This is a genomic window from Amycolatopsis acidiphila (assembly GCF_021391495.1).
Classification (GTDB): Bacteria; Actinomycetota; Actinomycetes; order Mycobacteriales; family Pseudonocardiaceae; genus Amycolatopsis_E; species Amycolatopsis_E acidiphila.
This window is the reverse complement of the sequence record NZ_CP090063.1, coordinates 7,421,404-7,436,553: the sequence shown is the minus strand read 5'-3', so window position 1 is coordinate 7,436,553 and position 15,150 is coordinate 7,421,404. Positions and strand designations below refer to the sequence as shown.

Sequence of the window (15,150 nt, the reverse complement as noted above, 5' to 3'; positions counted from 1 at the left end):
CATGAGCGGCTTCGACGACCAGAGAGACTCCACCGGCAGCGGCACGCCGACCAGCTCCGTGCCGCTCGGTGACAACGGGCAGAGCGCGGCGATCGTGCAGCAGGCCCGCAGCGGTGCCGGCGGGTTCCAGTACGGCTCGGACCGCGCGATCGGCAGCCCGCCGAACTGGGCCTCGCAGGAGAGCACGCAGCTGTACCAGGGCGCGACGGTGAACAACGACCCGGCGTCCGCCGAGGCCACCGGCCAGGTCTGGAAGGGCCACGGCGACGAGCTGCACCAGGCGGCCAACGACCTGTACAACGCGATCACCGAGCTCGGCAGTGCCTGGGTCGGCCACGGTGCCGGCGCCGCGCAGGGCGCGCTGGTGGGCATCGCCAACTCCAGTCAGCAGGCCGGCGACGCGGCGCACACGATGTCGAGCCGGATGGTGCAGCAGGCCGCGGCCGCCGCCGAGGTCAAGAAGATGCCGGCGCCGAAGGAGTTCGACCCGGCCAAACAGACCGCGGCGATGCTCGCGGGCGGTCCGGCCGCGATGGTCGCCGACATGAAGCAGCAGGCCGACGAGGCCAAGTCGGTGCACGCGCAGCAGGTCCAGTACTTCAACGCCTACACCCAGGCGATGTCCGAGGTCGACAACTCCACGCCGAGCTTCGGCCCGGACTCGCTCGGCCTCCCGCCGGACGGCACGTTCGGCGCCACCAAGGCTTCGTCGGTCTCCGGTCCGGGCTCGATGGCCGGTGCCCCGGCCGTCGGTTCGCTCGGCCCCGCGCCCGGCATGCAGCTGGGCGGCGTGGACTCGTCCGGCGGCGCCTCGGCGTTCGGCGCCCACCTCGGTGCGGTGGGCCAGGCCGGCGGTCCCGCCGGTGTCGGTGGCGCCGCGGGCGGTCCGGTGCCCGCGGGTCCTGGCGTGGTCTCCGGTGCGGGCGTGGCCCCGGCCGCGCAGACGACGCCGGTGCCGACGTCCTCCAGCGGTGGCGGTGCGGCGCTCGGGGTCGGGCTCGGCCTCGCCGGCGCCGGGCTCGGCGCGGCCGCGGGCAAGGCGGCCCTGGGCCGGGGCAGCAAGACCGGTGCCAAGCAGAACCCGGACGAGACCGCCGCGGCGAGCACCGACCAGGCCCAGCAGCAGGGCCACAGCGCCGCCGCGAACGCGCCGCAGGGGCCGGTGGTGTCGCCCAACGGCACGATCGGTGGCGGCAACACCCCGCCGCCCGGGATGGGTGGCATGGGCGGCGCCGGTGCGCAGGGCGGCGAGGAGGACAAGGAGCACACCCGGGCCTCGTACCTCGTCGAAGCCGACCCCGACGAGGCGTTCGGCGCCAACGTGGCGACCGCGCCGCCGGTCATCGGCGCCTGGTCCGACGAGGACGAAGAGTGACGCGTGCGGAGCTGCTGACTCCGCTGGAGCTGGACTTCCTGTGGGAGTCGTTCGGGGCAGGTGAGCTGCCCTATCCACTGGAGTTCCGATCGCACGGGGCGACCCTGGACGAACGCGCGGATCTGCGCCGGCAGACGATGGCCGAACTGGCCCGCCGTGGCGTCGCGAACGGTCGGGGGCGCCCCGAGCCGCATGTCGAGAACTTCTTCGAGATGCTGGCGAGCTCCGACGTGAGTCTCGATTCGGTGCACCTCGCCGCGCCGAACGCGCGTCCGCTGCTCGCCGTGGCGGCCGGGCTGGGAGGCGAGGGGGTGCTGGCCGTCCAGGACGAGCGGGGCTTCCACTTCCACCCGGCTCCGGCCGACGGCCTGGCCAGTGCGATCGTCTCGCTGCTGCCGCCGGCACCGCGCGGTGCGGAGAAGTCGATCACGGTGCCGCTGGAGCAGCTGCTCACCGGCACTGGAGCGGACTTCCTGCAGCGGCGGGTGCCGGACGCCTCGGGCCGCGTCAGCGCGGACGAGGACCGCAAGGCGCTCGCCCGGCTGCAGGCGCAGCCGCGGCTGCGCGGCGGGCAGATCGGCGCGAACGCCCGCGGGCGGCTGTCCGGCAAGGTCCGGACGCCGGTGCTGAGCTGGTTCGACACCGACTCCGGCCGCTACTTCACGCAGGCCAGCCGCGGGCACGACGGCCGCGACTGGATCACCATCGCCCCCGCGGACGCCGCGTCACTGCGCCAGCGGCTCAATGAGATGCTCTCCGGTGCCGCCAGCACGACGATGGCACCGGGAGGAGCATGGTGACGGGCGGAGCAGAGTTCTTCACGCCACTGACGTTCGACTTCCTGTGGGAAGCGGTCGGCCTTGGCGAACTGCCCTACCCGCTGCGGGTGCGCTCGCACGGCACGACCGAGGACGAACGGTCGGCGCTGCGTCAGCGCGCGCAGAACGAGCTGAAGGCTCGCGGTCTGCGTGACCACTTCGGCCGGCTCGAGCCGCACGTCGAGGACTGGTTCACGGTCCTCGCGCGGCCCACGCTGAGCGTCGACGCGCTGCACATCCCCGACTACCAGGCCCCGCCGGTCGGCATCCTCGCCGCGTCCGACGGCAGCACGGGCGTGCTCGCCATCCAGACCACCGACGGCATCTGGCTCCGCCCGACCTTCGCGGAAGGCCTGGCCTCCGCCGTCGTCGAACTGCTGCCCCAGGGCAGCCGTGGCACGGAGGCGTCCATCACGCTGCCGGTCGAGGAGGCCCTGCGCATCCCGCCGAGCCGGGTGCCGGTGACGCCCGACGGTGAGCCGGCGCCGAGCACGAGGTCTCGCCGCAGGACGTCGCTGAGCGACCAGGTCGCCGATCCGCGTGAGTCGTACGCCCGGCTCGCCGGCCAGCCGCGGCTGCGCGGCGGTCAGCTGGCAGCGAACAGCCGGAGCGAGGTGAGCGGCAGGCGCCGGTCCCCGGTGCTGGCCTGGTTCGACACCGCGAGCGGCCGCTACCTCAGCCTTTCCCGTGCGGGCACCGACGGGCGGGAATGGGTGACGGTCGCGCCGGCCGACGCGAAGACCCTGCGCACGAGGCTTTCCGAGATGGTCGCGACCGTCACGTCTTGAGCAGTGAAAACCTCACCGGGAACCTCCCGGCTTGATCGGCCGTTGACCTGCAGGAGGCTCGTGCGGGTGTCCAGGTCGACCGGACTGTACCCTGGTTGGACGGGTGTCCCCCGCGCACCGTAAGTCGTTGTGTACACCGTGACGGCGGATGTCAGCATCTACCGCCTTACCAGGGAGGGTCAAGGCCAGCACGGCCGAGGCATATGGACCGGAAGCGCCTGCTCAGGAACCCACTTCTGTGGATCGTCGCGGTTCTGCTGCTCTACTTCGCGTTCAGCACCATCTTCGACAGCAATCGCGGCTACACCCAGGTTCCGACTTCACAAGCGATCGCGCAGCTCAGCGCGAACAACGTGAAGGAAGTGAACCTCGAGGACAAGGAGCAGCAGCTCAAGCTGTCGCTCAACAACAAGATCGACGTCAACGGCCAGCAGGTCGACCAGATCATCACCCAGTACCCCTCCGGCGCCACCGACCAGATCTACGGCAAGCTCATCGCGACGCCGAACGTCAAGTTCACCACCACGGTGACCCAGCAGTCGTGGATCTCCCAACTGCTGATCTACATGATCCCGCTGGGCATCCTGCTCCTGCTGCTCATGTGGATGATGAACAACGCCCAGGGTGGCGGCAACCGGGTGCTGAACTTCGGCAAGTCGAAGGCCAAGCAGCTCAACAAGGACATGCCCAAGACCACCTTCGGTGACGTCGCGGGCGCCGACGAGGCCGTCGAAGAGCTGTACGAGATCAAGGACTTCCTGCAGAACCCGGCCCGCTACCAGGCGCTGGGCGCGAAGATCCCGAAGGGTGTCCTGCTCTACGGCCCGCCCGGCACCGGTAAGACGCTGCTCGCGCGTGCCGTCGCCGGTGAGGCCGGGGTGCCGTTCTACACGATCTCCGGTTCGGACTTCGTCGAGATGTTCGTCGGTGTCGGTGCCTCCCGTGTGCGTGACCTGTTCGAGCAGGCCAAGCAGAACTCGCCCTGCATCATCTTCGTCGACGAGATCGACGCGGTCGGCCGCCAGCGTGGTGCCGGCCTCGGCGGTGGGCACGACGAGCGTGAGCAGACGCTGAACCAGCTGCTGGTCGAGATGGACGGGTTCGACGCCCGCGGCGGCATCATCCTGATCGCCGCGACCAACCGGCCCGACATCCTGGACCCGGCGCTGCTGCGCCCCGGCCGGTTCGACCGGCAGATCCCGGTGTCCGCGCCGGACCTGCTCGGCCGCCGCCAGATCCTCGAGGTGCACTCCAAGGGCAAGCCGCTCGCGCAGAACGTCGACCTTCACTCGCTCGCGAAGCGCACGGTCGGCATGTCCGGTGCCGACCTGGCCAACGTGATCAACGAGGCCGCCCTGCTCACCGCCCGGCAGAACGGGCACGTGATCAACGACGCCGCGCTCGAGGAGTCGGTGGACAGGGTGATCGGCGGTCCGGCACGCAAGAGCCGGATCATCTCCGAGAAGGAGAAGAAGATCACCGCCTACCACGAGGGCGGGCACGCGCTCGCCGCGTGGGCGATGCCCGACCTGGAGCCGGTGTACAAGCTGACGATCCTGCCGCGTGGCCGGACCGGCGGGCACGCGCTCGTCGTCCCCGAGGACGACAAGCAGCTGATGACCCGCTCGGAGATGATCGCGCGGCTGGTCTTCGCGATGGGCGGGCGGACCGCGGAGGAGCTCGTCTTCCACGAGCCGACCACCGGCGCGTCCTCCGACATCGAGCAGGCCACCAAGATCGCCAAGGCGATGGTCACCGAGTACGGGATGAGTGCCCGGCTGGGCGCCGTCAAGTACGGCCAGGAGCAGGGCGACCCGTTCCTCGGCCGGTCCGCGGGCCGGCAGGCGGACTACTCGCTCGAGGTCGCGCACGAGATCGACGAAGAGGTGCGCAAGCTCATCGAGACCGCGCACACCGAGGCCTACGAGGTCCTCAACACCTACCGGGACGTCCTCGACGACCTGGTGCGGGAACTGCTGGAGAAGGAGACCCTCCAGCGCAAGGACCTCGAGCGGATCTTCGCGACAGTCCAGAAGCGGCCGCACATCACCGTGTTCAACGAGTTCGGTGAGCGCACGCCGTCGGACAAGCCGCCCATCAAGACCCCGGGCGAGCTGGCGATGGAGCGCGGCGAGCCGTGGCCCCCGCCGGAGGAGGAGAAGCCGGCCCCGCGTCCGGCACCGACCCCGGTCGGTACCGTGCCCGGTGGCTCGGACCTGCCTGGTGGTCCGCCGTACTCCCAGCCCGAGCCCCCCTCGAACCCGTACGCTCCGCCCGCGGGGCCGAACGGCGGTGGCCGGTACAACCCGAAGAACGGCAGCGGCCAGTGGCCGCAGCCGTCGTCGGGCCAGGGCGGTCCGCCGAACTACGGTGCCCCTCCGGGATGGACGCCCGCGACGCAGCCGGGTGGCCAGCAGTGGCGCCCGCCGACGGACGAGTGGCGTAAGCAGCCGGGCGAGGAGCCGCAGCGCGGGAACTGGTTCGGCGGTTTCGGCGAGGGGCAGCGCCGCCGTGATCCCGACGAGCAGGACGGTCAAAATCGACAGTGAGCTGACCCGCGAGAACGGGCCGGTGTTCGACCAGGCGCGCGCCGAGAAGGCCGTGCGCGAGTTGTTGCTGGCCATCGGCGAGAACCCGGACCGGGATGGTCTCCAGGACACCCCGGCCCGGGTCGCACGGGCTTACCAGGAGATGTTCGCCGGTCTCTACACCGAGCCGGAGGCCGTCCTCGACCGCACCTTCGCGGAGTCGCACGAGGAGCTCGTGCTGGTCACGGACATCCCGATCTATTCGACCTGTGTGCCGAGCACGCAGCCGGTGAATGCCGTCGGTGGGCAGAAGCAGGCGCGGGACGTCCAGGTCGGCGACAAGTTGTGGACCCTGGCTCAGGGGCGCGTCGAGGAAACGACGATCACGCAGATCAGCTCGCACCAGACTCGTGAGCTGGTCGAGGTGGTCACCTCGGAGGGAATCTTCCAGGTCACACCGGATCATCCGCTGGCAACCCCCGAGGGCTGGGTGGAGGCCAAGGACGTCGCGGGCACTTTCATCGAGTGGACGCACGCGCGGAAGCTCTGCCGCGACAGGTGGAAGCCCACCTTGGGGTACGACTTCGGCTACGTGATCGGAACCGTTTGCGCCGACGGCACGGTTGCCGAGCGATACGTGTCGCTGGTCGTCGACGATCGTGACCGGGCGAAGAAGTTCGCCGAGTCGCTGTACCGGGCCTTCGGCATCGACGCGAAGATCGAAACGATCGGTGCGGATTTCCAGGTCCAGGTCCTGTCGGCTCCGGTGGCCGGCCTGATCCGCCGGTACGTGGGCGAAGGCGACCGGTTCCCGAGGACAGCGTTGGCCGATTCGGCCACCTTCCACGGTTTCCTCGATGGTTTCTTCGATGGAGACGGCTGCCGGAGCGGCGCCGACGTGCCGTTTCTCGAGGATCTCGCCGCGATCGTCGGTGCTGGGTTCTCACCGCGGCTCGACACCGCCTCGCAGCTCTACATCGCGGACAGTTGGTTCCGGCGACACGGTTTCCCACAGGACGACCACGCCACCGATCTCATCGAGTCCGAGTACGTCGAGGTGCAGTCGGTCCGTCCGGTCGTGGCCACCGACACCGAGCCGTACACGGTGTACAGCTTCAAATGTGAACCGCATCCGACCTTCCTGGTCGCCGGTCACCTGACGCACAACTGCGAACACCACCTGGTCCCGTTCCACGGGGTGGCACACGTCGGGTACATCCCGAACGGGCAGGGGCGGGTCACCGGGTTGTCGAAGCTCGCGCGGCTGGTCGACCTCTACGCGAAACGCCCACAGGTGCAGGAGCGGCTCACCTCCCAGGTCGCCGACGCGCTGGACCGCAGGCTCAAGCCCCGCGGGGTGATCGTGGTGATCGAGGCCGAGCACCTGTGCATGTCGATGCGCGGGATCCGCAAGCCGGGCGCCCGCACCACCACGTCGGCGGTGCGCGGGCTGCTGCAGTCCTCGGCCACCACGCGGGCGGAAGCCCTGGAGTTGATCAAGGGCCGCCGGTGAACAGCGCGCTGCCGTCGCCGGACCGGTGTGTCGTGATGGGGGTCCTGAACGTCACGCCCGACTCCTTCTCCGACGGCGGCCGATACCTCGACACCGACGCCGCGCTCGCGCACGCGCACGAGATGTGGGCGCGGGGCGCGGACATCATCGACGTCGGCGGTGAGTCGACCCGTCCCGGCGCCGCCCGGGTGGACGCGCAGACGGAGATCGACCGGGTCCTCCCGGTCGTGCGGGCACTCGCCGCGGACGGCCTCTGCCTCTCGGTGGACACGACGAGGGCGGCCGTCGCCGAGGCCGCGCTCGACGGCGGCGCACGGATCATCAACGACGTGTCGGGCGGCCTGGCCGACCCGAACATGGCGAAGGTCGCCGCGGCCGGCGGGGCGCCCTGGATCCTCATGCACTGGCGCGGGCACAGCAAGGACATGAACAGGCTCGCGCAGTACGACGACGTGGTCGCCGACGTGCACGCGGAGCTGAGGGCCCGGGTGGACGCCGCGCTGGCCGCCGGGGTCGCGGCGGAGAACATCGTCATCGACCCCGGTCTCGGGTTCGCCAAGCACGCGCCGCACGACTGGGCGTTGCTGCACGCGCTTCCGTCCTTTGTGGACATGGGCTTCCCCGTGCTCGTCGGTGCTTCCCGCAAGCGCTTTCTCGGCCGACTGCTCGCCGACGCCGACGGGACCCCGCGGCCGCCGTCCGGACGCGAGGACGCGACGGCCGCCATCTCGGCGCTCGCCGCCGCGGCCGGCGCGTGGGGCGTGCGGGCGCACGCGGTCGGTGCGTCGCTGGACGCCGTCACGGTGGCGGCCGCCTGGCAGCGTGGACATGAGTGACCGGATCACGCTGACCGGGCTGCGGGTGTTCGGCCGGCACGGGGTCTTCGAGCACGAGAAGCGCGACGGGCAGGAGTTCGTCGTCGACGTCACCGTGTGGCTGGACCTGTCCGCGGCGGTGAAGACGGACGACCTCACGCAGACGCTGCACTACGGCGAGCTCGCCGAGCTCGCGGCGGGCATCGTCGGCGGGGAGCCGTACGACCTCATCGAGAGCGTGGCGGGCAAGATCGCCGACGAGGTCATCCGGGACGAGCGGCTGGGAGCGGTCGAGGTGACCGTGCACAAGCCGTCCGCCCCGATCCCGCTGACGTTCGACGACGTCGCCGTGACCGTCCGGCGGGAACGGTGAGCCGCGCGGTCCTCTCGCTGGGCTCGAACCTGGGCGACCGGCTGGGTCGGCTCCGGTCGGTGGTGACGGGGCTCGGCGAGGCGGTGGTCCGGGTGTCCACCGTGTACGAGACGAAGCCCTGGGGGGTCGAGGACCAGCCGGACTTCCTGAACGCGGTGTGCATTGTGGACGATCCGGCGCGGGACCACTGGGCGTGGCTGCGGGCGGGCCAGGCGCTGGAGCAGGCGGCGGGGCGCGTGCGCGAGCTCCGCTGGGGCCCGCGCACGCTGGACGTGGACGTCGTGACGGTGGACGGCGTGCGCTCGGCGGACCCCGAGTTGCTGTTGCCGCACCCCGGCACCCCGGAACGGGCCAGCGTCCTGATCCCGTGGCTGGAGATCGACCCGGACGCGACCCTCCCCGGCCACGGCCCGGTCCGCGACCTCCTCGCGGCTCTCCCCGAGGCCGACCGCGCGGGCGTCCGGCCCCGGCGGGACCTGGCGCTCTGAGGGACCGCGAGGCTGCCGCCCAGCGGGGCGGCCCCCACCCCGACAACGCTCCCCGCGCCAGCTGCCCCGTCAGCGGCCCGCCGGGGCCGCCTCAGCTCCGGATCGCCCGGAGCGCGGCCGCGATCCACGCCACCGCGCGTGCGCGGTCGGGTACCGGAGGCCAGCCGTTCATGATGGCCAGCAGTTGCCAGTAGCGCTCGGCGCGCGGGTCGTTGCCGGCGTCGATCTGGTCGGCCAGGTCGCCCGCCGGCACGTCGTTCGAGGCGCGCACGATCTCCTCCGCCAGCGCGCGGCCCTCGGCCGAAGCCGGGTCCACGCCCGCCGCCAGGTGCTCCTGCGCCCGCTCGCTCCACGCCGACCAGTTCTCGCGCAGCGTCTGCGCCGGCAGCATCTGCTCACCCGCCTCGATCGCCGCCGACTGGCGTTCGCTCATGGCGCGGATCGACGCCCGGAACGACGGGTCCTGGATCAGCTCCGCGAACTCGACCCAGGCCTCGACCTGTTCGGGCGTCGGATCGTCGGGCAGGGTCGGCTTGGCCGAACGCATCATCGCGGCGAACTCGGGGTCGAGCGTCAACCCCGACATCATCTCCGCCCAGAACTCGTCCAGCAGGCGGACCCGCTCCTCGTCGGACATCGAAGCCAGCTTGTTCATCAGTTTCACTTCCTCCAGTTCGGACTCCCGCTTGACGACCGCACGCAGCACCGCCCGGCGCAGCCGCAACCGGCGGATCTGCTCGTCGAGTGCCTCCAGGTGCCGTGCCGCGAGCTGCGGCACGCCGACCCGCGACGCGAGCACCTCCGCCACGTCCTCGAGCCCCAGGCCGAGCTCGCGCAACGTCCTGATCAGCTCGAGCCGGGCCAGCGACCTGGTGTCGTAGAGCCGGTAACCCGCATGGGTGCGGTCTGTCGGGGGGAGCAGACCCTCATCGGAGTAGAACCGGATGGTCTTGACCGGCAGGGCGGTCCGCCGTGCCAGCTCTCCGATGGTGAACGTCTTGCTCACGGAATCCATGCTGATGTCTCCACTGGCTGGAGAGTCAAGCTTCGCACGGTACCGTTGACCCATGCACTTCACGCGGCCCCGCGAGCTCGTGACCGCCGGGCTGGTCGGCGTCGTGCTGGCCTACCTCGCCTTCAAGTTCGCCTACGGCTCGCTGCCGCGGCTGCCCCGGTACGCCGGCGTGACGCTCGTCGTGCTCGCTGCCGTGGAGGCGGCGCTGGCCTTTTCCATCCGCTCGCGGATCCGGAGCGGACGGCTGATCGGCGCGCTCGGGGTCGCCCGCGCGGTGGCGCTCGCGAAGGCGTCTTCCCTGTTGGGAGCACTGATGCTCGGCGCGTGGCTGGGTGCACTGGTGGCATTGCTGCCGAGCGTCGACGAGGTGACGGCGGCCGCCAGTGATCTTCGCAGCGCGATCATCGGCGCGATCAGCGCCGCGGTGTTGATCGCCGTCGCGCTGTGGCTGGAACACTGCTGCCGGACGCCCGAGCAACGTGACCAAGATCCCGACGATCACCGGACCGGTTAACGCTGAGAACCGACCGTTCGAAGTACCGACTAGGTCTCAGACGGATAACTAGAGGGTACGGTGTTCGGCATGACTGGCGTGGGTGACGACTCGCGCGGCCGCCTGCTGGGTAGGCCGTGGTTCGTTGTCGGCTTGGCCCTCGCCTTGGCCGCGACGCTGGCGCTCGTGCTCGCCGACGACCTCCGCTACCTCCGGCTGGGTATCGTCGCGGCGCTCTGGGCCGCCCTGGTGGGCGCGTTCCTGGCGGTCAAGTACCGCAAGCAGGCCGCCAGCACTGAGGAAGCCGTCGCGCAGGCGCAAGAGGTCTACGAACTGGAGCTGGAACGCGAGATCGCCGCCCGGCGGGAGTACGAGCTCGAGGTCGAGAACGACGTCCGCGCGAAGGCGCACGTCGACTCGCGTGCCGAGCTGGACGCCCTGCGGGCCGAGGTCGCCGCGCTGCGGGACAACCTGCAGTCGCTGTTCGGCGGTGAGGTGCTGCTCGAACGCTTCGCGCTGACCGCACAGGCGACGCGGATGCGCGCCCTGCGCGAGGAGCAGGGCATCATCGAGTCGGGCGGCAACGGGCACGGCCCACCACAGCTGGCGGCAGCGGAACGGCAGCCCGAGAGACCGACGGAGCTGGTCGACCGAGTCCGCGAAAAACAGCAGGCGCGGCCCGTCGGGCGTCAGGCCGCGCCGGAGCCCCGTCGCCCGGAACGTTCCCTTGACCTGCCGCCCCGGCGGGTGGCGAAGAGCGAGCCGATGCCTTCGCCGCCCTCGAGGAGCGGCAACGCCGCGGCCAGCGTGGCGAAAGCCGCCGCGGAAGCCCGGGCCGAGCAGACCCGGATGAACCCCGTGGCGAAGAAGCAGGAACCGGCGCCCCGGTACGGCGGATCCGCCGACGCCACCCGCCCCGCCTTCAGCCCCTCGGAACGACGCCGCCGTCAACAGCCGGCGCCTCCGGCCCCGCAGCCGCCGGCCTCCGTGGACGAGCCGACGCAGCTGGCGAAGCCCGTCGACGCCGATTGGACCGCGTCCTGGGAGTCGCCGCTGGTCCGGGACGGCTCGGCCAGCGATCTGCAGTCGTCGAACGGGCACGGCAACACCGCGCCCGCCACCCCCGAACCCCCCGCTGCCGCCCGGCCGCCGGAGCCCGCGCCGCCCCGCCGGGCCGAGCGCTCGCGCCCGCGGATGGAGCCGGTGCAGCAGCCGAGGTTCGAGACCTCGCGTCCCCGGATGGAGCCGGTGCAGCAGCCGAGGTTCGAGACCTCGCGTCCCCGGATGGAGCCCGTGCAGCCGAGGTTCGAGACCTCGCGCCCGCGGATGGAGCCCGTACAGCAGCCCAGGTTCGAGACCTCGCGCCCGCGGATGGAGCCGGTCCGGCAGGAAGCAGTCGAGTCGAGGTTCGAGCTCTCCCGGCCCACCAGCCAACCGGCGCAGCCGCCGCGTGAGGAGGAGCTGCCGCCGCCGTCCAACCCGACGCTGCCGGAGGAGGTCCGCCGCGTCGCGCAGGAGGGCCGCAGCGGTGGCCGTCGCCGGCGGGCCGAGGACGAGGCTCCGGCCGAGCAGCCCGGTGGGGGCCGTCGCCGTCGCCCCGAGGGCGAGCCTCCTGCCTGGGAGACGCCCTCGGGCGGGCATTCCACGGGCAGTCACGCGAAGCCGGAACCGGGCGCCGGGGGCCACCGGTCCGCGGAGCCCACCGGTCGCCGGGCCGCGCCCGAGGAGCCGGTGAGCGGCTCGCATTCGGCAGGCCGGTCGGTGAGCGACCTGCTCGCCGCACACGGCACCACCGACGCGATCCCGCGCCGCCGCCGTCGCGCCGAGGACTGACCGAGGGGCCCCTACGTCCCTTCTGCCGCTCTGCGGAGTCACCGTAGAGTTCCGGGCTGTGACGGCACCTCGCAGGCTCACCGTGCTGCTGCCCGTGCTCGGCCTCGTCGTGGTCGCGGTATGCGGGCTGACCCTGCTCGCGCTCGCCACGGTCCGGGTCGGTCCGCTGGCCGTCGTCATCGGCCTGGCCGCCGCGCTGGTGCCGGTCGCGGTGGTGGTCGCCGCCGTGCTGTGGGTCGACCGGTGGGAGCCGGAACCGGCGAAGCTGCTGCTGACGGCCTTCGCCTGGGGCGCCTGTATCGCGACGATCACCGCGCTGCTGATCAACAACACCGCCGAGAGCGTCGGCGACCTGTTGCTGGGCCACGGGAACGGCAGCCGGGTCAGCGCGCTGGTCTCCGCGCCGCTGGTCGAGGAGGCGGCGAAGGGCTCGTTCGTGCTGCTGGTCCTGCTGCGCCGCCGCGAGGAGTTCGACGGGATCATCGACGGCGTCGTCTACGCCGGGTTCACCGCCGCCGGCTTCGCGTTCACCGAGAACATCTACTACTTCGGCCGGGCGTTCGCCGAGTACGGGTTCGGGAACGGAACCAGCGCCGGGGTGATCGCCGCCTTCGTGCTGCGCGGGGTGCTCTCGCCGTTCACCCACCCGCTGTTCACCGCGCTCACCGGCGTCGGGATCGGCTTCGCCGCGCGGGCCACGACCCGGGCGACGCGGATCCTCGCACCGCTGGCCGGTTACCTCGGCGCGGTGTGCCTGCACGCGCTGTGGAACGGCGCGGCGACGCTCGGCGGCGCACAGACCTTCCTGAACGTGTACTTCCTGATCATGGTGCCGATGTTCATCGCGGTCGTGCTGGTGGTGATCCTGCAGCGGCGCCGGGAGCAGCGCATCGTCGAGGCCGCGTTGCCGAAGATGGTCAAGGCGCGCTGGATCGCCGCTTCGGAGGTCGACCTGCTGTCCACGCTGAACGGCCGCCGCGACTGGCGCAGGCAGGCGCGGCGGCAGTCAGGTCGCCGCGCCGCGAAGGCGGTGGCGGTGTACCAGAACAGCGTGACCGAGCTCGCGTTCCTCAAGCGTCACAACGGCAGTGCCGATACCTGCAGGAAGGAAGCGGAACTGCTCGACACGCTGCGTAGTTCCCGCGCGGAGGCGGTCAGACTGGCGGGGGGAAACGGCGAAACGGCGTGACCCGGGTCGGGTGAAGCTGGTCACCAGGAACGAGTCAGTGGCCGTAGTCCGGGCTACTCTCGCGCCGTCGTCCGGTACCCGCGCGAAGAGCGGGACTGGAACGAAACGAGGAGCTTTTGCCATGAGCGTCCATCGGGGCACGCCATGACGCGGCCGGCCAGGCTCGCGGTCGGAGTGGTCTCCGCCGGCCGGGTGGGCAGCGTGCTGGGTGCCGCCCTCGCCAGGGCGGGCCACACGGTCGTCGCCGCTTCGGGTATTTCCGCCGCCTCTCTCGCCCGCGCCGAACGGCTGCTGCCGGGTGTGCCGCTGCTGCCGCCCGACGAGGTCATCGCGGCCGCCGACCTGGTGTTGCTCGCCGTTCCCGACGACGCGCTCGCGGACCTGGTCGCCGGGCTCGCCGCCACCGGGAACTGGCGGCCCGGCCAGATCGTCATCCACACCTCCGGCTCCCACGGCGTCGACGTGCTGCGGCCCGCCGCTGACGCCGGCGCGCTCGCGCTGGCCCTGCACCCGGTGATGACCTTCACCGGACGCCCGGAGGACCTGCAGCGCATGGCCGCGTGCAGTGTCGGGGTGACCGCGCCGCCCGGTGACGAGGCGGCCTGGAACGTCGGCGAGGCGCTGACCGTCGAGATGGGCGGTGAGGCCGTCCGGGTGCCGGAGGCCGCCCGCCCGCTCTACCACGCGGCACTGGCACACGGCGCGAACCATCTCGTCACCCTGGTGGCAGACTGCTTGGAACTGCTGGACGGCGCCGGCATCCCGAACGGCGAGCGGATGCTCGGCCCACTGCTCTCGGCCGCACTCGACAACGCGTTGCGCCACGGCGATCGCGCGCTGACCGGGCCGGTCGCGCGCGGTGACGCGGGCACCGTCCGCAAGCACCTGGCCGTACTGGGCGCCGAGGCGCCCGACGTCCGGCCCTGTTACACCGCGCTCGCGAAGCGGACCGCCGCGCGAGCCTCGGCGGCGGGCCTGCTCGGCCCGGACGCCGCCGCCGAAATCACCGAACTCCTCGAAGGACCGGACGAACCGTGACCACCACCCCGAAGTTCACCCGCGGGCAGCTCAACACGTTCCAGACGCCCGATGACGTCAGCCGGGTCACCTCGGCACTGCACACGGCCGGCCGGAAGGTCGCGCTGGTGCCTACCATGGGCGCGCTGCACGCCGGGCACCGCGAGCTGCTGCGGCGCGCGAAGCGCCTGCCCAACACGGTGGTCGGCGCGTCGATCTTCGTGAACCCGTTGCAGTTCGGCGAGGGCGAGGACTTCGAGGCCTACCCGCGCCCGCTCGACCGCGACCTCGAGGCGCTCACCGAGGCCGGCGCCGAGCTCGCGTTCGTGCCCAAGGCCGAGGACCTCTACGCCGAGGGGCACGCGGTGACGGTGCATCCGGGCCCGCTCGGCGACGAGCTGGAGGGCGCGGCCCGGCCGGGGCATTTCGCGGGCGTGCTCACCGTGGTGGCGAAGCTGTTCAACATCCTGACGCCGGACTACGCGTTCTTCGGGGAGAAGGACTACCAGCAGCTGGTGCTGATCAAGCGGATGACGCGGGACCTGAACATCCCGACGCGGGTCATCGGGGTGCCGACGGTGCGCGAGAGCGACGGGCTGGCCCTGTCCTCCCGCAACGTCTATCTCACCGAGGAACAACGAGCCGACGCCGTCGTGCTGTCCGCGGCACTGGCGGCGGGGGCGCACGTCGGCCAGGAGGGCGCCGACGCGGTGCTGGCCGCGGCGCGGCAGACGCTGGCCGCGCGGCCGGAGGTCGCCGTGGACTATCTCGAACTGCGCGGAACCGATCTGGGTCCCGCACCCGTCGATGGAGAGGCACGCCTGTTGATCGCCGCCAGGGTCGGCCGCACCCGGCTGATCGACAACGTGTCCGTCCTGCTCGGCTCGGCTCGGGATTGAGAAGGA

At 71.7% G+C, this 15,150-nt stretch carries 12 protein-coding genes and 3 pseudogenes; 14 read left to right on the top strand and 1 reads right to left on the bottom strand.

Annotated elements, in window-relative coordinates:
• Position 1 precedes the first annotated feature (1 nt).
• From LWP59_RS36360 to folK, 9 genes and pseudogenes are all read left to right on the top strand, one after another.
• On the top strand, positions 2-1,375 hold the full coding sequence (locus LWP59_RS36360; RefSeq protein WP_144645543.1) for a hypothetical protein: 1,374 nt from the start codon (positions 2-4) through the stop codon (positions 1,373-1,375).
• Entirely contained in the window at positions 1,372-2,175 is an 804-nt protein-coding gene (locus LWP59_RS36355; RefSeq protein WP_144645545.1) for an ESX secretion-associated protein EspG, read from the top strand. The genes LWP59_RS36360 and LWP59_RS36355 overlap by 4 nt, the downstream gene beginning before the upstream one ends.
• Positions 2,172-2,981, top strand: coding sequence for an ESX secretion-associated protein EspG (locus LWP59_RS36350; RefSeq protein WP_229858405.1), 810 nt, complete (start codon positions 2,172-2,174; stop codon positions 2,979-2,981). Before LWP59_RS36355 ends, LWP59_RS36350 begins: the two co-directional genes overlap by 4 nt.
• Positions 2,982-3,184: 203 nt before the next feature.
• Positions 3,185-5,530 (top strand): ATP-dependent zinc metalloprotease FtsH, encoded by a 2,346-nt coding sequence (ftsH, locus tag LWP59_RS36345; RefSeq protein WP_144645549.1) that lies wholly within the window; start codon positions 3,185-3,187, stop codon positions 5,528-5,530.
• Positions 5,496-5,810: pseudogene (locus LWP59_RS36340) on the top strand (GTP cyclohydrolase I); the annotation flags it as partial. The gene ftsH and the pseudogene LWP59_RS36340, both read left to right, overlap by 35 nt.
• An 867-nt stretch (positions 5,811-6,677) precedes the next feature.
• A pseudogene (gene folE / locus LWP59_RS36335) lies at positions 6,678-7,022 on the top strand (GTP cyclohydrolase I); the annotation flags it as partial.
• Positions 7,023-7,057: 35 nt separating this feature from the next.
• Entirely contained in the window at positions 7,058-7,858 is an 801-nt protein-coding gene (gene folP, locus LWP59_RS36330) for a dihydropteroate synthase (protein ID WP_144645565.1), read from the top strand.
• Positions 7,851-8,210, top strand: coding sequence for a dihydroneopterin aldolase (gene folB / locus LWP59_RS36325; RefSeq protein WP_144645551.1), 360 nt, complete (start codon positions 7,851-7,853; stop codon positions 8,208-8,210). The genes folP and folB overlap by 8 nt, the downstream gene beginning before the upstream one ends.
• Complete coding sequence (folK, locus tag LWP59_RS36320; protein WP_144645553.1) at positions 8,207-8,698, top strand: 2-amino-4-hydroxy-6-hydroxymethyldihydropteridine diphosphokinase; 492 nt, start codon at positions 8,207-8,209, stop codon at positions 8,696-8,698. Before folB ends, folK begins: the two co-directional genes overlap by 4 nt.
• 91 nt (positions 8,699-8,789) lie before the next feature.
• Here the strand turns inward: folK and LWP59_RS36315 are convergent, their stop codons facing one another.
• Complete coding sequence (locus LWP59_RS36315; RefSeq protein ID WP_144645556.1) at positions 8,790-9,713, bottom strand: helix-turn-helix domain-containing protein; 924 nt, start codon at positions 9,711-9,713, stop codon at positions 8,790-8,792.
• Positions 9,714-9,765: 52 nt separating this feature from the next.
• Here LWP59_RS36315 and LWP59_RS36310 point away from each other — a divergent pair, with 52 nt between their 5' ends.
• The 5 genes and pseudogenes from LWP59_RS36310 to panC all read left to right on the top strand — a co-directional run bounded on the left by LWP59_RS36310 (position 9,766) and on the right by panC (position 15,144).
• Entirely contained in the window at positions 9,766-10,227 is a 462-nt protein-coding gene (locus LWP59_RS36310) for a DUF3180 domain-containing protein (protein ID WP_144645558.1), read from the top strand.
• A 69-nt stretch (positions 10,228-10,296) separates the two neighbouring features.
• Positions 10,297-12,039, top strand: coding sequence for a DUF6779 domain-containing protein (locus LWP59_RS36305; RefSeq protein ID WP_191334882.1), 1,743 nt, complete (start codon positions 10,297-10,299; stop codon positions 12,037-12,039).
• A gap of 82 nt (positions 12,040-12,121) precedes the next feature.
• The gene (locus LWP59_RS36300; RefSeq protein ID WP_144645504.1) at positions 12,122-13,228 is read left to right on the top strand and encodes a PrsW family intramembrane metalloprotease; all 1,107 of its coding nucleotides are present in this window, start codon (positions 12,122-12,124) and stop codon (positions 13,226-13,228) included.
• A gap of 135 nt (positions 13,229-13,363) precedes the next feature.
• Positions 13,364-14,266, top strand: a pseudogene (locus tag LWP59_RS36295) (Rossmann-like and DUF2520 domain-containing protein); the annotation flags it as partial.
• On the top strand, positions 14,263-15,144 hold the full coding sequence (panC, locus tag LWP59_RS36290; protein ID WP_144645486.1) for a pantoate--beta-alanine ligase: 882 nt from the start codon (positions 14,263-14,265) through the stop codon (positions 15,142-15,144). The pseudogene LWP59_RS36295 and the gene panC, both read left to right, overlap by 4 nt.
• Positions 15,145-15,150 lie beyond the last annotated feature (6 nt).